The 18,390-nt window shown below is 72.9% G+C and carries 16 protein-coding genes; 6 read left to right on the forward strand and 10 right to left on the reverse strand.

Annotation, left to right across the window (positions count from 1 at the left end):
• Nucleotides 1-341 precede the first annotated feature (341 nt).
• Nucleotides 342-1,264 (forward strand): IS5 family transposase gene (locus ABT084_RS26410; RefSeq protein WP_502969204.1). Its coding sequence is split into 2 segments (ribosomal slippage): nt 342-690 and nt 690-1,264, totalling 924 coding nucleotides; the frame shifts between segments, so codons are not numbered across the junction.
• Here ABT084_RS26410 and ABT084_RS26415 read toward each other — a convergent pair.
• A complete protein-coding gene (locus tag ABT084_RS26415) occupies nt 1,261-2,646 on the reverse strand; it encodes a M64 family metallopeptidase (protein ID WP_351048665.1) in 1,386 nt (461 codons plus the stop codon). The two genes, ABT084_RS26410 and ABT084_RS26415, sit on opposite strands and share 4 nt — an antisense overlap.
• Before the next feature lie 167 nt (nt 2,647-2,813).
• Between ABT084_RS26415 and ABT084_RS26420 the strand changes: the two genes are divergently transcribed.
• Nucleotides 2,814-4,181, forward strand: coding sequence for a tetratricopeptide repeat protein (locus tag ABT084_RS26420; protein ID WP_351048668.1), 1,368 nt, complete (start codon nt 2,814-2,816; stop codon nt 4,179-4,181).
• Between the two features lie 127 nt (nt 4,182-4,308).
• On the opposite strand, the gene ABT084_RS26425 is transcribed toward ABT084_RS26420, so the two are convergent.
• The 7 genes from ABT084_RS26425 to ABT084_RS26455 all read right to left on the reverse strand — a co-directional run bounded on the left by ABT084_RS26425 (nt 4,309) and on the right by ABT084_RS26455 (nt 9,751).
• Complete coding sequence (locus ABT084_RS26425) at nt 4,309-4,638, reverse strand: TcmI family type II polyketide cyclase (protein WP_351048671.1); 330 nt, start codon at nt 4,636-4,638, stop codon at nt 4,309-4,311.
• A 41-nt stretch (nt 4,639-4,679) separates the two neighbouring features.
• Nucleotides 4,680-5,159, reverse strand: coding sequence for an SRPBCC family protein (locus tag ABT084_RS26430; protein ID WP_351048673.1), 480 nt, complete (start codon nt 5,157-5,159; stop codon nt 4,680-4,682).
• A 1-nt stretch (nt 5,160) separates the two neighbouring features.
• Nucleotides 5,161-5,415 carry an acyl carrier protein gene (locus tag ABT084_RS26435; RefSeq protein WP_351048675.1) on the reverse strand — a complete coding sequence of 85 codons (255 nt, stop codon included), beginning with the start codon at nt 5,413-5,415 and terminating at the stop codon, nt 5,161-5,163.
• 109 nt (nt 5,416-5,524) lie between these two features.
• Nucleotides 5,525-6,790, reverse strand: coding sequence for a beta-ketoacyl synthase N-terminal-like domain-containing protein (locus ABT084_RS26440; RefSeq protein WP_351048678.1), 1,266 nt, complete (start codon nt 6,788-6,790; stop codon nt 5,525-5,527).
• Nucleotides 6,787-8,058: a beta-ketoacyl-[acyl-carrier-protein] synthase family protein gene (locus tag ABT084_RS26445; RefSeq protein ID WP_351048681.1), complete on the reverse strand. Its 1,272-nt coding sequence runs from the start codon at nt 8,056-8,058 to the stop codon at nt 6,787-6,789. Before ABT084_RS26445 ends, ABT084_RS26440 begins: the two co-directional genes overlap by 4 nt.
• Nucleotides 8,055-8,510: a cupin domain-containing protein gene (locus ABT084_RS26450; RefSeq protein WP_351048683.1), complete on the reverse strand. Its 456-nt coding sequence runs from the start codon at nt 8,508-8,510 to the stop codon at nt 8,055-8,057. Before ABT084_RS26450 ends, ABT084_RS26445 begins: the two co-directional genes overlap by 4 nt.
• A 134-nt stretch (nt 8,511-8,644) precedes the next feature.
• The gene (locus tag ABT084_RS26455) at nt 8,645-9,751 is read right to left on the reverse strand and encodes a SchA/CurD-like domain-containing protein (protein WP_351048685.1); all 1,107 of its coding nucleotides are present in this window, start codon (nt 9,749-9,751) and stop codon (nt 8,645-8,647) included.
• 238 nt (nt 9,752-9,989) lie between these two features.
• Between ABT084_RS26455 and ABT084_RS26460 the strand changes: the two genes are divergently transcribed.
• Nucleotides 9,990-11,627 carry an FAD-dependent oxidoreductase gene (locus ABT084_RS26460; protein WP_351048688.1) on the forward strand — a complete coding sequence of 546 codons (1,638 nt, stop codon included), beginning with the start codon at nt 9,990-9,992 and terminating at the stop codon, nt 11,625-11,627.
• 25 nt (nt 11,628-11,652) lie between these two features.
• Here ABT084_RS26460 and ABT084_RS26465 read toward each other — a convergent pair whose 3' ends face one another.
• Nucleotides 11,653-11,874, reverse strand: coding sequence for an acyl-CoA carboxylase epsilon subunit (locus tag ABT084_RS26465; protein ID WP_351048691.1), 222 nt, complete (start codon nt 11,872-11,874; stop codon nt 11,653-11,655).
• Nucleotides 11,875-12,024: 150 nt separating this feature from the next.
• Complete coding sequence (locus ABT084_RS26470) at nt 12,025-13,494, reverse strand: UDP-N-acetylmuramoyl-L-alanyl-D-glutamate--2,6-diaminopimelate ligase (protein ID WP_351048694.1); 1,470 nt, start codon at nt 13,492-13,494, stop codon at nt 12,025-12,027.
• A gap of 526 nt (nt 13,495-14,020) precedes the next feature.
• On the opposite strand from ABT084_RS26470, the gene ABT084_RS26475 reads away from it, so the two are divergent.
• The 3 genes from ABT084_RS26475 to ABT084_RS26485 all read left to right on the forward strand — a co-directional run bounded on the left by ABT084_RS26475 (nt 14,021) and on the right by ABT084_RS26485 (nt 18,322).
• Nucleotides 14,021-15,868, forward strand: a complete 1,848-nt coding sequence (locus tag ABT084_RS26475; protein WP_351048696.1) for a galactose oxidase early set domain-containing protein — start codon at nt 14,021-14,023, stop codon at nt 15,866-15,868.
• 91 nt (nt 15,869-15,959) lie between these two features.
• A complete protein-coding gene (locus ABT084_RS26480; RefSeq protein ID WP_351048698.1) occupies nt 15,960-16,490 on the forward strand; it encodes a GNAT family N-acetyltransferase in 531 nt (176 codons plus the stop codon).
• 29 nt (nt 16,491-16,519) lie between these two features.
• The gene (locus ABT084_RS26485; RefSeq protein WP_351048700.1) at nt 16,520-18,322 is read left to right on the forward strand and encodes a glycoside hydrolase family 15 protein; all 1,803 of its coding nucleotides are present in this window, start codon (nt 16,520-16,522) and stop codon (nt 18,320-18,322) included.
• Nucleotides 18,323-18,390: the final 68 nt, after the last annotated feature.

Below are 18,390 nucleotides of genomic sequence, written 5' to 3' on the forward strand. Positions count from 1 at the left end.
GACCTGTCCGGGCGGAGCCCGGTGCGGCCCGCCAGGGCCGTTGTCCCCTGCGGGGCTCCTGGGGCTCCGCCCCAGACCCCGCGCCTCAAACGCCGGCGAGGCTGAAATGCCGCACGGCGCGTCGGCGAAGCTGAGGTGGGTCACCGCGCCTCAAACGCCGGCGAGGCTGGAATGCCCGGCACCGCGCGCCGAATGCCGGCGAGGCAAGGGGTGGGCCAGGTAGCCGGGAGCGGCGACGCCGGGTCCGGGCCCCACCGGGGCCACCGGGCCGGGACTAGGCCCTGTCTGATGGCTCTTGTCCGGGGTGGTGGATCTCTCGCTGTTCCGGGCATGAGTCGGTCATGGTGCGTCGGCACGAACTGACGAATGCTCAGTGGGATCGCATAGCTCCGTTGCTGCCGGAGACCGGTAGCCCGGGTGGTCGGTGGGCTGACCACCGGACCGTCGTCAACGGGGTGCTCTACCGGACCCGGACCGGGATTCCCTGGCGTGACCTGCCCGAACGCTACGGATCCTGGCAGACCGTCTACGAACGCCACCGCCGCTGGTCGGCCGACGGCACCTGGTTGAAGAACCTGCGGGCGTTGCAGGCCGGCGCCGATGCCACCGCCTCGGACGAGGACGGCTCGTGGGCGGTCAACGTCGATTCCACCTCCTGCCGGGCCCATCAGCATGCGGCCGGGGCCCGGCACGCGCCCCCGGCCGACCATCCCGAAAAGGGGGCGGAACGCGTGTGGATGCAGAGGGCCGCGAGGCCCTGGGACGCTCCCGGGGCGGGCTGACCAGCAAGGTCCACCTGCTGGCGGATGACCGCTGCCGGCCCCTGGTCTGGCTGACCTCACCCGGCCAGCGCGGGGACAGCCCGATGTTCATCCCGCTCATGCAGGCCCTGAACGTGGCCCGCACCGGGCGCGGGCGTCCCCGCACCCGCCCGGACCGGGCCCGCGGCGATAAGGCGTACTCCAGCCGCGCCAACCGCCTCTACCTGCGCAAACGCGGAATCAAGGCAACGATCGCCCAGCCGGACGACCAGCGTGCGAAGCGCCGCAGGCGCGGCCGGGCCGGCGGCCGCCCACCGGCCTTCGATCGCGAGCAGTACCGCCAGCGCAACACCGTCGAACGCACCATCGGGAAGCTGAAACAACACCGAGCCGTCGCAACTCGCTACGACAAACGCGACTACATCTTCAACGGCACCCTGGCCACAGCAGCCATCGTCATCTGGCTCCGCGACCTCATCAAAGAGCCATCAGACACTGCCTAGAGGCGGACCTGCCATTCCGCCGAGGAGCGGAGGGTGCGGGCGATCTCCGGGTCGCGGACCGAAGAGGTGCGGTCCTCGGCGGTGACCGTCAGCCGGTGACCCCGCAGGTCGAGCAGCCACAGCTCCCCCACCCGCACCTCGGTGCGCCCCGCGAACCGCTTCTGCTCCCGGCCGTCCAGGTACCAGCGGACCACCGGCTGCCGCCCGTCCGCCCCGGTCAGGCGGGGTATGGAGACCTTCGCGGCGTCCCACAGCCGCAGCGTGCGGGCGGTCGGGGCGAGCGGGGTGACCAGGTGCGCGTGCTGGTAGAACCCCGCGATCATCGCCTCGACCCCGGGGAGGTTGAAGGGCTTGCCCAGGACCCGCATGATCGAGGCGTCCGTCGGCCGGTAGAGGCCGGACACGAAGTAGCCGCCGCCCTCGTACGTGCCGACCGCGCCCCCGTCGGGCGAGGGTTCGCCGAGCCAGCGGTACCACTTGGTCCGCTGCGTGCCCATCGGACCGGCGGCGAGCGTGGAGGTGTTGGACTCGGTGGGCTCGGGGCCGGTGTAGTGCTCGTACTCCGGGACGCCGGGATAGAAGTACTCGTCGGCGAGCTTGCCCAGCGAGTGCCCCGTCTCGTGGATGGCGACCTGGCCCGACTTCGGGTGACCCGCCGATGCGGTCGATATGCCCGCGTAACCGAGGCTCGCACTGGGCTCGTTGTAGCCCGCGCCGCCGTACTTGGCGCTGTTGGCGAGGACGATCACCAGGTCGGCCGCGGGCGCCTTCGCCACGTACCCGTCGACCTTGGGCTGGTCGACGCAGAGCAGCCGCTCGATCTGTTCGCACCAGAAGTACGAACCGAGCGCGGTGTCGCGGACCGTCGCCGGGTCCGGGTCGCCGGAGACTCCCGACTGCCGCGAGACCGCGTCGACCGTCCAGACGTTGAAGAGGTTCCGGTAGCTGGCATAGGGCTCCACGGCGGCCAGTTCGGCCCATTTCTCCTTGGCGTCGGCGTGGAAGCGGTCCAGTTCCGCGGCGGTGTACCCGTCCCCGACGACCACGATGTCGAGGCGGTCGGCGACCGGACCGTTGTCGACCATCTTCGTGACGGCTCCGTCGGCCGCGCGCTCGGCCTCCGGAAGCCGCAGCCCCGGCGCCGCCCGGCCGCCGGCCGGCACCCGGACGGTGCCGGATCCGGCGTCGCCACCGCTCTCCGGCCCCGGCACCTCCACGGGTATGCGGGTGGCGCCGGACCCGGTGGCGGCCGGGTTCGGCGTCGGTGCGGCGCTCGCGCCACCGGGTCCGGCGGCCAGCAGCACGACGGCGGCGCAGCACGCCAGGGCGGCCGCCCGCAGGGACGGGCGGACGGCTGGTCTCGTGAACTGCCCTGTTCTCATGCGGTGCCCTGTTCTCACGAAGTGCCCCCAGGGGCAGGAAAGTTAAGCAACGGATTAAGCAGACTGAACCGGTTGCTTAAATTAGGGGGCGCGCGAGGCGTGCGCAATGGTCCGCGCGCCTCAATACTGTTCGCTCAGCAGTGAGTGGGCGGGAACAGGGAGCATCGATGGACGAACCGGCCGAGATCGGGCGCAGGGTGCAGCGGCTGCGCGGCGAACGCGGGCTGACCCAGCGGCAGTTGGCCGAGCCCGCGTACAGCGGCGCGTACGTCTCGACGCTGGAGTCGGGCAAGGTCCGGCCGTCCGAGGCCGCCCTGCGCTTCCTCGCCGGGCGGCTGGACGTCAGTTACGAGGAGCTGGTCACGGGCAGGCCCGCCCATCTGGCCACCGAGCTACGGCTCGCCCTGACCGACGCGCAGCGGGCGCTGGCCACCGGCGCCGCCGACGAGGCCGCCGACCACTACCGGCGGCTGCTGGCCGAGGCGGAGCGCCTCGGCCTGACCGCCGAGCGGGTCGAGGCGCTGCTCGGCCTGGGCGACTGCGCCCTGGAGTCGGGCGAACTCACCGACGCCGTGGCCCGGTTCGAGGCGGCCGAGCGGCTTCTGGAGGGCGAGCCGCTGCACCGCCGGGCCCGCCCGATCCGGGGCCGCGCCATCGCGCTGCTGCTCACCGGCGAGCTGCGCTACGCCTGCTACCTCCTCGAGTCCACCATCGACGAACTCAACGCGAGCGGGCTGCCCGACCCCGAGGCGCTGCTGCTGCTCTACGCCGCCGTCATCGGCCCGTACATCGACATGGGCGCCCTCGCGCGGGCCGCGCACGCGGCCGAACTCGCGCTGGCGCTCGCGCCCCGGGTCGGCGATCCGGCGCTGGTCGCGGGCATGCACCGGCAGGTGGCGCGGACCTTCCTCGCCGAGGGGCGGCCCGCCGACGCCGACGCCTCGCTCGCCAAGGCCCAGGCGATCTACCGGCAGCTGCGGCTGGGGGCCGACCTGGCGCACTGCCACTGGATGCGGGGGTACGTACAGGCCCAGAACGGCGAACTGCACGCGGCCGAGGCCGAATTGCGCACGGCCCGCGACATGCTGGCGGCGCGCCGGGCCGCGCTCTACACCGCGCAGGTCGAGGTGGAGCTGGCCGACGTACTGCGCCGGCTGGGCCGGTACGAGGAGGCGGCGGCGCTGCTGTCGGAGCTGCTGGAGCTCGGCGACCGGCACGGCGCGGTGCACGCGGGCGGGGCCCACCGGCTGCTCGGGCTGATCGCGCAGGAGCGCGGCGACACCGAGGCCGCGGAGGAGCACTACGTACGCGCGCTGGCCCTGCTGGAGCGCAGCGGGGCGTCGGGCGACCTCGCCGATCTGTGCCGGCTGCTGGGAGATCTGCTGCGGCGCGCCGGGCGTACGGAGGCGGCGCTGGACGCGTACCGGACGGGCCTCGGCCATCGCGCGGCCCCCGGTACCACGACGCTGGGCCCGGCCCCCGCGGCTCCCGTCACCTCCGCGCCCGGCTCCGGTGTGTCGCGCCTGCCCCGCTAGCCGGATACCCCGATGCCCCGATGCCCCGACAGCCCGGCGGGCCGGTCGGGAGCGCCGTGCCGTGCCGTGGGCACCGTGGCGTCCGTCCCGGCCCGTCGGGCCGTGCGGGGAAGCGTCGTCGCGGCCGTCAGCCGCTGGGGCGCTCCCAGCGGTAGAAGCGCTGGGCCATCGCGTCCTTGGGGCTGCGCCAGGTCTGCGGGTCGTGCGGGCTGATGTACCGGGCGAGGCTGTCGCTGAGGCTGCGGAATTCCGGGTGATCGGTGACCTCGGCGATGGCCGGCCCCGGCGGGGTGTCGGACTCGATCAGGTGCATGTACACGTCGCCGAACTGGAACAGGCTCCGGCGCTTGACGCCGACCAGGTGGGGCAGCTCGCCCGCGTCCGATGCCGCGAACAGCTCGGCGATGTCGGGTGCGGAACCGGGCGCCATTCGGGCCACGATGAGCGCTTGGTGCATGGGAGGGGGAGGGCCTTTCTGCTCGGAGTGGCGAGGGGCGGTCAGCGGCCGCCGGCGACGGGGACGGGGTTCTCCCGGTCGTGCGCCTCGATCTTGTCGCGGATCAGCTCCATCTGGATGCGGGAGTTGTGGTTGATCCGGTCGGTCATGCCCGCGTCGTCGATGGGGGCCTCCGGCTTCATCGCGAAGTCCTGCACCCAGCGCATCCGGGTGCCGCCGGGGACCGGGGCGTACTCCCAGTGGATGTTCATGTGCGCGAACGGGCCCGTCTCGACCCGGCGGGCCCGGACGGTGAGGCCTTCGCGGTCGACGGTGCGCTCCGAGACCCAGCTCCACACGATGCCGTTCTCGTCCGGGTGCATCGCCAGCCGGAACCGGGTGGTGTCACCGGCCTGGTCGAGGATCTCGATGGACGCGTACTCGCTGAAGAGCCGGGGCCAGTTGGGGAGGTCGTTGGTCATCTCCCACACGAGGTCCACGGGAGCTTTCACGGTGATCTCGTTGTCGGTGTGGCCGGCCATGTCAGGCTCCCGTCATCAGGCTGTTGTTGACCAGGTCGAGGAATTCGCCCGGGCTCTTGCAGCGGTCCGCGTCGGTCGGCAGCGCGCGGCCGCGCCGGTTCTCGAGTTCACCGACGACGCCGAGCAGTCCCAGCGAGTCGAGGCCGTAGTCGTCGAACAGCGCGTCCGGACGACTCGCCAGCTCGGCGGGGTCGACGGTGATGCCGGCGCTCTTCATCAGGGCCGCGAGTTCTTCCATGGTGAGTCGGTCGGACATGGTGGGTGCCTTCTCTCTGCGACTGCTGCGTTTCGCTGTGACTGCTCTCTGTGACTGCGTTTCTCTGTGACTGTTTCTTTCTGCGGAGGTGGATCGCTGCGGAGGCGGACTACTGCTGCCGCCCACGGATGACGAGTGCCGAGTTGGAGCCCATCAGGCCCCGGCTCAGCACGAGGGCGGTGCGCAGCTCCGCGGGGCGGGCGCCGCCGGTGACCACGTCCAGGTCGTGGCACACGTCGAAGACGTTCGGGGTGGGCGGGACGATGCCGTGCTCCAGGGCCAGCACGGCGGCGGCCACGTCGAGGGTGCCGGCCGCGCAATAGGCGCGCCCGGTACCGCTCTTGGGGGCGGTGACGGCCACCTTGCGGCCGTGTGCGCCGAGGGCCTCGTGCAGGGCCCGGGTCTCGGCGGCGTCGGCTTCCGGGGTGCCGAGGGCGTCCGCGAAGACGACGTCGACCTCCTCGGGGGCGCAGTCGGCTTCCCGCAGCGCGCCGCGGATCGCCCGGGCGAGGCCCTCCGCGGACTCCGCCCAGCGACCGGGGCCGGTGAAGGTCGCGGCGTGCCCGGCGAGTTCGGCCCGTACGGGCGCTCCGCGCGCCGCGGCGGCGTCGGCGGCCTCGACGACGAACATGGCGCCGCCCTCGGCGGGGACGAAGCCGCAGGCCTTGTCGGTGAAGGGGCGGTAGGCCCGTTCGGGATCGTCGCTGACGCTCAGCCCGTCGTACTCGAGCTGGCAGACCACCGAGTACGGCGCGAGCGGGGCCTCCGTCGCGCCGACCAGCATGGCGCGGCTGCCCTGGCGGATGGCCCGGGCGGCGTGCGCGAAGGCGTCCAGCCCTCCGGCCTCGTCGCTGGCCAGCACCCCGCAGGGGCCCTTGAACCCGCGCCGGATGGAGACCTGGCCGGTGCTCGCCGCGTAGAACCAGGCGATGGACTGGTACGGGCCGACGTAGCGGGGTCCCTGTCCCCAGAGCCGCTGCAGCTCGCGCTGGCCGAACTCGCCGCCGCCGGAGCCGGCGGCGGTGACCACGCCGACGGAGTAGGGGTCGTACTCGTAGTCCGCGCGGCCGAGCCGGGCGTGCTCCAGGGCCAGGTCGGCCGCGGCGAGGGCGTAGTGGCTGAACCGGTCGGTCTGGACGAGGAAGCGGTCCTCGACGAGGGTGCCCGGGTCGAAGCCGCGGACCTCGCCCGCGATGCGCAGCGGGAGGTGTTCGCAGCCCTGCCGGGTGATCCGGTCGAGGACGCCGTCTCCGGCCTGGGTGGCCTTCCAGAAGGCGTCGGCGCCGATCCCGTTGGGTGCGACGACCCCGATGCCCGTGATGACGACCGCCGGTGAGCCGGGCGGCCGACGGGCGGCACTGGTACGGGCGTTCACACGCGTACCTCCTTCGGCTGGGACATGACCACGGCGGACTGGAAGCCGCCGAATCCGCTGCCGACGGAGAGCACGCTGCGCAGCGGGTGCTCGCGCGCGGTGCGCGGCACGTAGTCCAGGTCGCATTCGGGGTCGGGGGTCTCGTAGTTGGCGGTCGGGGGGACCACCTGGTGCCGGAGCGCCAGGACGCAGGCGGCGAGTTCGATGGCGCCGATGGCGCCGAGCGAGTGCCCGACCATGGATTTGATGGAGCTCATCGGGGTCTTGTAGGCGTGGTCGCCGAGGACCCGTTTGACGGCGGCGGTCTCGTGGCGGTCGTTCTGTTTGGTGCCGGAGCCGTGCGCGTTGACGTAGTCGATCTCCGTGGCGGCGATCCGGGCCTGGCCGAGGGCGGTTTCGATGGCCCGGGCCATCTCCAGGCCCTCGGTGGTGAGCCCCGTCATGTGGTGGGCGTTGCCGAAGGTGGCGTACCCGCCGATCTCGCAGTAGACCGTGGCGCCGCGGGCCCGGGCGTGCTCCAGCTCCTCCAGGACGAGGACGGCGCCGCCCTCGCCGAGGACGAATCCGTCGCGGTTCGCGTCGAAGGGCCGCGAGGCGTGGGCGGGGTCGTCGTTGTTCGGCGAGGTCGCCTTGATGGCGTCGAAGCAGGCGACCGTGATGGGGGACACGGGAGAGTCGGAGGCGCCCGCGATGCAGACGTCCATCCGGCCCTCCTGGATGGAGTGGACGGCGTACCCGATCGCGTCGAGACCCGAGGTGCAGCCGGTGGACACGGTCTGTACCGGGCCCCGCGCGCCCGTCTGCTCCGCGACCGCCGAGGCCAGGGTGGCGGGGGTGAACGCGCGGTGCAGGAAGGGCGAGGCGAGGTGCTCGTCCACGTCCCACCACTCGCCCCGCTGGCTGACGTCGACGTAGTCGTGCTCCAGCCGGGTGGTGCCGCCGACGGCGGTGCCCAGGGAGACGCCGGTGCGCCAGGAACCGTCGGCGGTGAGGTCGAGGCCCGCGTCGGCCACCGCCTCCCGGGCGGCGACCAGGGCGAACTGGATGTACCGGTCCGCCCGGGCGGCCGTGTCCTCGTCGAGGCCGTGCGCGGCGGGGTCGAAGTCGACCTCCGCGGCGATCCGGGACCGGAATCCGGCCGGGTCGAAGAGGGTGATGCCGCGCGTCGCCGTACGGCCGTGGGACAGCAGGTCCCAGAAGGCGCGGGCGCCGATGCCGCCGGGCGCGACGACGCCGACTCCGGTGACGGCCACCCGGCGGCCGGTCACGACACCACTCCCGTACGGTCCGGCGGACGATCCCACTCGACGGCCGTCGTGTGGGCGGCGGTGTGCGGTGCTTCCTCGGTGTCGACGTGGCCGAGTTCCGGCCGGGGGGCGAGCGGGCCGAGGTGGAAGACCATCCGGGCCTCGGTGTCGCCGACGTTGCGGAACCGGTGGCGCACGTTGAGGGGGACGAGCAGCCCCTGGTCGGTGCGCAGCGGGTGGGCCTCGCCGTCGAGGTCGACCTCCAGGTGCCCGGCCACCACGTACACGAACTCCTCGGAGTACGGGTGGTAGTGCTCGGCGATGGATTCACCGGGGGCCATCACGGCCAGGCCCATGAAACCGCTGGTGCAGCCCACCGAGGTCGGTGTGAGCACGGCTCGCAGATCTCCTCCGCGCCGGGTGTTGGGCTGCGTCTCGCTGAGGTCGACGATGCGTGGGCGTTCTCTGGTCATGGCGGACTTCCTCCGGGCGGAGACGGAGCCTGCACGAGGCTGTCGTGTCGGGGGGTGGGTGGGGATGGTGCGGGGTGGTGCGGCAGTGGTGGTGCGGGGTGCGGCCGTACGCGGAGGGCGTTCCGGCCGCCGGATCAGGACCGCGGCGCCGCGTGGCGGTCCGTGATCAGCTTCATGGGGTGGGGCGCGGCCGGCGCGCGGCCGGCCGGGCGGGCGAGCAGCCGCTCCAGGACCGCCGCCTTGCGGGGCCCGTCGATGCCGACGGCGGCCGCGGGGCGGGCGTCGGCCGGTCCGCTCACGTCCAGCAGGCGTACGACGATGTCGTCGCGCTGGAAGATGCTGCTGCTGCGCACCGGACCGCCGGGGCGCCGGGCCGCGTCCTCGTCCTGCTGGGCGAGGAACCGGGCGAGCGCGGGCCCGCAGCCCGGCTTGGCGGGGTAGAGGACGGCGTGGCGGTGGACCTCGTCCGCGCCGGGCTCCGTGCCGTGGGCGGCGATGTGGTGGACCGCCGGAAGTCCGGCGCGCATGAAGAACATCCGGGCCGATTCGGGGTCGGCGAGGTCGCGGTCCTGTTCCAGATAGGGGTTCAGGGCCTCCTCGACGGCGCGGACCTCGGGCTGTTCGGACACGTGCCGCAGCGCCGCCATGAGGTCTCCCTGGACCTCGACCGTACGCACCACCCGGTTGCCGTGCATGAAGAGGGAGGTGCGGCACAGCCGCGTGTGGTCGTCGACCCGGGCGGCCGGGGAGGCGTACGAGGAGAGGATCTCCGCGACGGCGGCTTCGCTGCCGGGCTTGACCGTGAAGGTGAGGCCGTGGCGGACGATGCCCGCGCCGAGGCGGGGCGAGGGCTGGAGCCGGGCCCGTACCGTCGGGGCCGCGGGGCCGTCGTAGCGCCTGCCGGTCTCGCGCAGGACCGTGAACTTCAGCGGCCGCATGGAGCGGGCGCAGGCACCCAGCGGGCGGACCTGTTCGGCGTGGGCCTCGCTGTTGACCCAGGCGAGGTACTGCGGCGCGCTCTCCCACTCGCTGGTGATGAGCCATTGGGAGGGGTTCTCGAAGGACTGGCACAGCTGGTCGCCGAGGTGTCCCGGGACGGACGCGATGTCGTGGCGGAGCTGCTCGTAGGCGTCGAAGAACCGCTGTTGGGTCCCTTCGTGGAGGTCCATCAGCAGCACGACCCTGAGCATCGAGCCGTCGAAGGCGGACTGTGACACCCGTTCGGCCAGGGTGTTGGTCATCTGCTCGCTCCTTCGTGGGGCGTCAAGGGTGTGCGGGCGTGCGGGCGTGGAGGCCGTCGCGTTCCGATGAGGAGGGGCGCCGCTGTCACTCATGGTCATCCCGACACGCGCGGATCGCTACATCTCACAATCAAGCGGGTGACAAGAGACGAATCGCCCGGGCTCGATGGACGAACGGGGGCATAAAGGACTCCACTGCCCCGTACCGACCCGCACAGAAACCAGGAGCCCTTTGCCAATGGAAGAGAACGCCGATGTCCGCGTACCGGTCCTCGTCGTGGGCGGCTCGCTCGTGGGCCTGTCCGCCTCGCTGTTCCTGAGCCGTCACGGCATCAGGCACATGCTCGTCGAGAAGCACGCCGGTACGTCCGAGCACCCGCGCGGACGCGGGATCAACGCCCGGACCATGGAACTGTTCCGCACGGCCGGTGCCGAGCCCGCGATCCGGCGGGCCGCCTCCGCCCTGGAGGGCAACAACGGCATCCTGCAGACGGAGTCGCTGACCGGCGACCAGCACAACTGGCTGGTCAAGACGATCGACCCGGGCGGCGCGCTGGCCCGCTTCAGCCCCACCGGCTGGTGCCTGTGCAGTCAGAACAACGTCGAGCCCGAACTGGCCGCGCAGAGCCGGGCGCAGGGCGCCGACGTGCGGTTCTCCACCGAACTGATGAGTTTCGACCAGGACGAGACCGGTGTGGACGCCCTGGTGAAGAACCGGGAGACCGGCGAGCACATCCGGGTGCGCGCCGACTTCCTGATCGCCGCCGACGGTCCGCGCAGCCCCGTACGGGAAGCCCTGCGCATCCCCCAGACGGGCGGCGGCGAGCTGTTCCACAACGTCAGCATCACTTTCCGCTCGAAGCGGCTGGCCGGGGTGCTGGGCGATCTGCGCTTCATCGTCTGCTACCTGATCCGGCCGGGCGCGGACGGGGCGCTGCTGCCGGTGGACAACGACCAGCAGTGGGTCTTCCACGCGCCGTGGCACCCCGATCAGGGCGAGACCCTGGAGGACTTCACCGAGGAGCGCTGCGTACGTCAGATCCGCGAGGCGATCGGCGTCCCGGACCTGGACGTCGTGATCGGCGGGAAAGCCCCCTGGCACGCGGCCGAACGGGTGGCGACGCGGTACTCCGCCGGCCGGGTGTTCCTGGCCGGGGACGCCGCCCACGAGATGTGCCCGACGGGTGCCTTCGGTTCCAACACGGGCATCCAGGACGCGCACAACCTGGCGTGGAAGATCGCGGCGGTGCTCGACGGGTCGGCCGGCATGGAGCTGCTGGACACCTACGAGGCCGAGCGGCTCCCGGTGGCCAGGGCGACGAGCGAGCGGGCGTCGGCGCGTTCGGCCGAGCACAGCCACCCGGGGTTCGCGCCGCCGCCCAGCATGGGCGGGGGCGGCCCCAAGAGCGGGGTGCTGCCCACGGCCATGGGGTACTGCTATCCGACCGGAGCGGTGGTGGGCGGCGACCCGGCCCGTCCGATCATCCCGGACGGGCTGCGCCTGAAGGGTGACGTCGGAACCCGGGCCCCGCACATGTGGCTGACCCGGGCCGGGCAGCGGATCTCCACGCTGGACCTGTACGAGCGGTCCTTCGTCCTGCTGAGCGCCCCGGACACGGCGTGGTCGGCGGCGGCCGGGGCCGTATCCCGGCGCGTGGCCGCCCGGCTGGACTCGTACACGGTCGGATCCGGTGGTTCGGGGGCCGATCTGGTCCAGGCCGACGACGCCGACTGGACCGAGGTGCACGAGCTGCCGGCCGGAGGTGCCGTGCTCGTGCGCCCCGACGGGTTCGTGGCCTGGCGCGCGGACGGCCCGGTGGCCGATCCGGAGGCGGTCCTGCTCGACGTGCTGTCGAAGGTGCTCCGCACCTCCTGAGCAGCGGCCCGTGGCGGTCCCGCCGTCAGCCGCAGGCCCAGCACCCCGCCCAGCATCCGTGGCCGCGCGGTCGCGGATGCCGGTGCCGGGGTGCCCGGGCGGCTTGGCGGGCCTCGCGGGCGGCGTGGGAGGCACGGCTCACGAGGCAGGCCACCACGACCGCGACGGCGGCCAGCTCCTCGGGTTCGGCGGTGCCGCGGTGGACCCGCAGCAGGCTCGATATCGGCGCGTCTGACTGCATCGACATGGCCTCTCATCAGGAGAGTTCACCCTGTGGGGCCGTACGGGCCCCTGACGCTGACGACGCTACGAGCACGGCACCGCCCTGTCGTGCCGGGCGGCGCCGTCCACAGCCATCCGGGCGACACGCCCGGGCGGAGGCGGCCCGGGAGCCGGGTTACGACCCGGCCAGTTCGCGGACCGTCGCCACGTCGCTGAAGGGGATCAGCCGGTCGCCGATGATCTGGTGCGGCTCGCTGCCCTTGCCCGCGATCAGCACGGTGTCGAGCGGACCGGCGACGGACAGGGCGAAGGCCACGGCCTCGCGGCGGTCGGTGAACCGCTCGAAGGGCGTACCGGTCGCGGCGATGCCCGGGGCGATCTGGTCCAGGATCGCCCGGGGGTCCTCGTGGCGCGGGTTGTCCGAGGTGAGGACGCACAGGTCCGAGTGGGTGCCCGCGATCCGCCCCATCTCGGCCCGCTTGGTGGTGTCCCGGTCCCCGCCGCACCCGAAGACCGTGATGACGCGGCCGCGCGCGAACCCCCGGATGGCCGTCAGCACCTTGTCCAGTGAATCCGGCGAGTGGGCGTAGTCCACGATCACCGAGGTTCCCCCCGGGGTCCGCACGCGTTCGAACCGGCCGGGAACCGGTGGCATCACGGCGAGCGCGGCCACCAGCCCGGGCAGGTCGTGACCCAGGACGTGGCAGGCCGCCACGGTGGCCAGCGCGTTGGAGACCGAGAACCGGCCGGGGACGGGGAGGGACGCGGGATGGGCGTGCCCGTCGTGGCGCAGCGTGAAGCGGGTGCCGGAGGCGTCCATCACCAGATCGGTGGCCCGGTAGTCCGCCTCGGCGTCCACGGCGTACGTCGTCACCGCGTCCGGCATCATCGCGCGGATGCCCGCTCCGACCGGGTCGTCCAGGTTGACCACCGCGCGGCGGCACAGCCCCTGGAACAGCCGGAGTTTGGCGTCCCGGTAGTTCTCCATGGTGCCGTGGTCGTCCAGGTGGTCCTGGGTCAGATTGGTGAACACCCCGACGTCGATGAACGTACGGTCCACCCGGTGCGTCAGCAGCGCCATCGAGGTGGCCTCCAGTACGACGGCGGTGGTCCCGCGGTCGCGCATGCATCCCAGCAGGTACTGCAGATCGGGCGACTCGGGGGTGGTCAGCACCGAGCGGGGCATCGGGATCAGCTCGTCGCCGATGCGGCTGCCCGCGGTCCCGATGACGCCCACCTTCGCGCCCTCCGCGATCCGCAGCACCGACTCGACCATGTAGGAGACGGAGGTCTTGCCGTTGGTGCCGGTGACGGCCACCACGTCCATCTGCCGCCCCGGTTCGCCGAAGTAGCGGGAGGCGGCGACCGCGGCCGCCTTGCGGGGGTCCGGCACCCGTACGACGCAGCCCCCGGGCGCCGGGGCCTGCGGCGCCTCCGCGCCGACGAGGACCGCCGCGGCGCCGCGCGCGAGGGCCGGCCCGACGGCGGCGGGACCGCCCTCGACATGACCGGGAACGGCGATGAACAGCGATCCGGGTGTCACCCGGTCGACGTCGAAGGTGGGCCCCGCGGTGATCACCACGGTCTCCGGGTCGCCCCGGAGAACCTCGTGGTCGTGCCCTGCCAACAGCTCGCTGAGCTTCATGGTGGTCCCTTCGAAGGTGGCACGCGGCCCGGTCGTGCGGCAGCAGCCAGGCGGCAGCTCCGGCGGTGCGCCGGAGCTGCGGTGAAAATGAGCGGGTGCGAATGTGACCGGACCGGCGGTGGCGAAGGGGTGTCAGTACCCGGGGCGGCGGAAAGCGCTAGCCGTGGCCGTGCAACGCATCAGGGCCGGCCTCAACGGGACACGGCTCGAGGCCGCCCCGGTGCGGGTGGCTCCCCGTAACGCATGTGCGAGTGCGACCCATGACGCCGAGTGTACGTCGCCCCCGGCACCCGAATCCCCGCATGCCGAGGCACCACCCCACGGCGGGTTCCCGCTGGGACCGTGCCCCGCACCAGCATCCCCGCAGGCCGAGCGGGTCGCCCCCGCCGCACGCTCCGACCCCCCGGGCCCGCGAGCCGAGGAGACGCTCGTGCGGGGCACCGGCCCAGCCGGAACCCGCCGCCACCCCCGCACCCGTGCGCGGCACACCGACCCACCCGCCCCTTTTCTCCTACTATGCAGCCTCATGTCCCGCGCACACCGGTCCGCCGTCCTGTCCGCTTCAGTGGCCCTCGCGGCCCTGGCCACCCTCACCGCCGCGGCTCCCCCCGTCCCCCCTCCCCCCACCCACCACCACTCCGCCACACCGCCGGCAGCCGCCCCCGCCCCCGACCCCGCCGAGACGGCCCAACTGGGCGAGGCCCACGCCCGGGAACACGCCCAACGCCGCCTGGCCGCAGGCACCGCCGCCGCCCCGGAATACCCGCAGGCCAAACGCACCGCCAGCCTCGAAGCCCTACGGACCTCCCAGCTGGCGGCCAACGCGTCCTTCAGCCCGGCGGCGTCCGGCCGGTTCACGGAGTACTTCCCCTCCCCCGACTTCGGGGTCCACGTCGCCCTGCTGCCGACCGGCAAGGTGCTGCTCTTCTCCTTCGAGCGCGTGAACACCGACCCCACCAAGGAGACCGGCCCCACCGACCGGATCGGCCGCACCAACGCGGGCCGCGCCTACCTCTGGGACCCCGCCAAAGGCACCGGGGCCCGCGCCTTCAAGAAGGTCGAACCCCCGACCGTCCTGATGCCCGACGGGACGTACACCCCCCGCCCCGCCCCGTTCTTCTGCGCCGGGCACGCCTTCCTGCCGAACGGCATGGTCGCCGTGTTCGGCGGGAACGTCGGCGGCAAGGGCGGCACCGGCGCCAAGCTGTCCTTCGTCTTCGACCCGTGGACCGAGACCTGGTTCCGCAACCGCGACATGTCCGTGGGCCGCTGGTACCCCTCGGTGGTGACCGGCGCGGACGGGCGCCAGTACATCATGTCGGGCCAGTCCGAACGCGGTACGGGCACGCCCACTCCGGTCGTCGAACGCTTCCCCGCGCGCTCGCGTCCCGTGCCCTGGCGCAGGTACGACATCCCGGTCGGCCTCCCGGTGGAACGGTTCGGGGCGGACGCGCCCTTCCGCAACGACTACCCGCACCTCTTCTCGCTGCGGGACGGCATGATCTACGGGCTCGGGCGCGACGCGGACCAGCAGTGGCTGTTCGACCCCGTCCAGGAGACCCGGCGCGACCTGGCCCGACGGCCCGCGGATTTCCGCGGCTACGGCTCGGCCGTGCCGCTGCCGGCCGGGTTCCACGGCCCCGACTCGGTCCTGGTCCTCGGCGGGGACCCGCACGACCCGAACACCTACCAGCTCTCGGGCGGCGCGTGGACCACGCAGCAGCCGCGCGCCTTCGGCCGGACCCAGGACGACACGCTGATCCTGCCGGACGCCACCCTGCTCACCGTCAACGGGGCCTTGGACACCCGGAACTACGGCCACGGCCCCTTCAATCCGGAGGCCGACCTGAAGTACCGGCAGATCGAGACCCGGGGCGCGGACGGCCGCTGGCGGCTGGGACCGGCCCAGCGGCTCCCCCGCGGCTACCACTCCAACGCCCTCGTGCTGCCGGACGGCCGGATCATGATCACCGGGGACGAACTCCAGCAGATCGCCAACGACCCCGACATCCGCGACGGCATGGACGGCAGCATCGAGCTGTACGAGCCCGCCTACCTGCACCGCGGCGCACGGCCCGCGCTGGACCGGGTACCGGCCGGGAACCTCGGCTACGACACGGAATTCCGGGCCGGCACCTCGACACCGGGCGAGGTGAAGCGCGCCGTGCTCCTCGCCCCGACGACCGTCACCCACGCGGTGAACACCAGCCAGCGGCACCTGGAACTGCGCCTCACCACCACCCCCGGCAACACGATCGGCCTGCGCACACCCCCCAGCGCCGCCGACGCCCCGCCCGGCCACTACATGCTGTTCCTCCTGAACGCGAAGGGCGTCCCGAGCACCGCCCGCTGGATCACCCTCGGCACCCACTGACACCGGGGCCGGGACCCGGTCCGGGTACGGACCGGCCCGGCCCGGGAAAACCCCGGCGACGCGCCCCGCACCCCCTTGGCACAATGCGCGGATGCGCTCCGACGTCGCCCTGCGACCACTTGACCAGGACCTTCTCCTCGCACTGCTGCGCACCGCGGTGGCGGACGCGGATCCCCTGGAAGTGATGCCTCCGGTGCCCGGCGAGGACGGGTGGACCGCCGGGGCCCGGGCGGCGTTCCTCCGCTTCCACCGTTCCAGATCCCTGTCCGCCCAGCCGGTCGAGGCCACCTTCGCCGTCCTCGTGGGAGCGGAGGTCGCCGGAGCCGCCCGGCTGTGTCCGGCCTCTCCGTCCGCGCACGCGCCCGGCGCCGCCGGGGCGGCCGGGGCGGCCGAGGCAGGGGTGTGGATCGCCCGCCGTCACCGGGGCGCCGGAGTGGGCGCCGCCGTGCTCCGTCGGCTCCTCGAGCGCGCCCGGGCCGACGGGTTCGCCGCGGTGCTCATCAGCACCGGCTCGGACAACATCCCCGTGCACCGCCTGCTCACCACCCTGGGCGTCGAACTCGTCCACGGCCCCGACGGTGTGACGGCCCGTGTCGGTCTCACCCCCGGTCGGCCCGCTTAGCCCGTGGATCACGGGGGAAAACGACTCGGGTGAACCAACGCATCGAGGACTACGCGCTGATCGGCGACCTGATGACCACCGCCCTGGTGGGCCGGGACGGATCCATCGACTGGCTGTGCCTGCCCCGCTTCGACTCGGGCGCCTGTTTCGCCGCGCTCCTGGGGGACGAGGAGAACGGCCACTGGCGGATCGCTCCGGCCGTGGCCCCGGCCGGGGCCGGATGCACCCGGCGCGGCTACGTGGGCGAGTCGCTCGTCCTCGAATCGGTGTGGGAGACCGACGAAGGCACCGTCAAGGTCACCGACTTCATGCCGCAGCGCGATGTCGCGCCGGACGTCGTGCGCATCGTCGAGGGCGTCTCCGGCGCGGTCCCCATGGCGGCCACGATCCGGCTGCGCTTCGACTACGGCGCCGTCGTGCCCTGGGTGCGCCGCAGCGACGGCCACCGGGTCGCCGTCGCCGGACCCGACTCCACCTGGCTGCGCAGCGAGCCGCCCGTGGAGACCTGGGGCGAGGACCAGAGCACCCGGTCGGAGTTCACCGTCGAGGCGGGCGAACGGGTGGCCTTCGTGCTGACCTGGCACCCCTCGCACGAGCCGCGCCCGGACCTCGTCGACCCCTACGAGGCACTGGTGCACAGCCTGGAGGACTGGCAGGAGTGGTCCGCGCAGTGCGTGTACGACGGCCCGTACCGCGAGGCCGTCATGCGCTCGCTGATCACGCTCAAGGCGCTCACCTACGCACCGACCGGCGGCATCGTCGCCGCGCCCACCACCTCGCTCCCGGAGGAGCTCGGCGGCGTACGCAACTGGGATTACCGTTACTGCTGGCTGCGCGACTCGACCCTCACCCTCGGTTCGCTGCTGCAGACCGGCTTCCTCGACGAGGCGCGGGCCTGGCGCAGGTGGCTGCTGCGCGCGGTCGCGGGCGACCCGGCCGACCTCCAGATCATGTACGGGATCGCCGGCGAGCGGCGGATCCCGGAGACCGACCTGCCGTGGCTCGCCGGGTACGAGTCCTCCGCGCCGGTCCGGGTCGGCAACGCGGCCGTCGACCAGCTCCAGCTCGACGTGTACGGGGAGGTCATCGACTCCCTCTATCTGGCGCGGACCTCGGGGCTGGTCACCGAGTCGCACGCCTGGCAGATCAATCTGGCGCTGCTGCGGTTCGTCTCGGAGAACTGGCGCCGGCCCGACGAGGGTCTGTGGGAGGTGCGCGGACCGCGCCGCCACTTCGTGCACTCCAAGGTGATGGCGTGGGTGGCCGCCGACCGGGCCGTGCGCACCCTGGAGGCGCATCCGGAGCTGGAGGGTGACGTCGAGGAGTGGCGCGCGATGCGCGAGGAGGTCCACCGCGATGTGTGCGAGAAGGGCTTCGACCCCGTCCGCAACACCTTCACCCAGTCGTACGGCTCGACGGAGCTCGACGCGGCGACCCTGCTGATCCCCCGGGTCGGTTTCCTGCCGCCGGACGACCCGCGGGTCATCGGTACGGTCGACGCGGTCCGCGAGGAGCTCGGGCACGCGGGGCTGGTACGCCGCTACTCGACGGAGGGGCCGCCCGTGGACGGGCTGCCCGGAAGCGAAGGCACCTTCCTGGCCTGCTCGTTCTGGCTGGCGGACGCGCTGCTGATGACGGGCCGGGAGAAGGAGGCGCGGGAGCTGTTCGAGCGGCTGCTGGAGCTGCGCAACGACGTGGGACTGCTGGCCGAGGAGTACGACCCGGTCGCCGGGCGCCAACTCGGCAATTTCCCGCAGGCCTTCAGCCACATCGGACTGGTGGGCACGGCCCTCGCCCTCGGCGGTTCCTGGCCGGTGACCATCGACCCCTGAGCGGTACGGCAGGACCCGCACACCGGACGAAGCTGGTCTAGACCTTGACAGGTCCAGACCAGTTTCGC

This window comes from Streptomyces sp. NPDC002138 (genome assembly GCF_040296485.1).
In the GTDB taxonomy this organism is placed as follows: Bacteria; Actinomycetota; Actinomycetes; order Streptomycetales; family Streptomycetaceae; genus Streptomyces.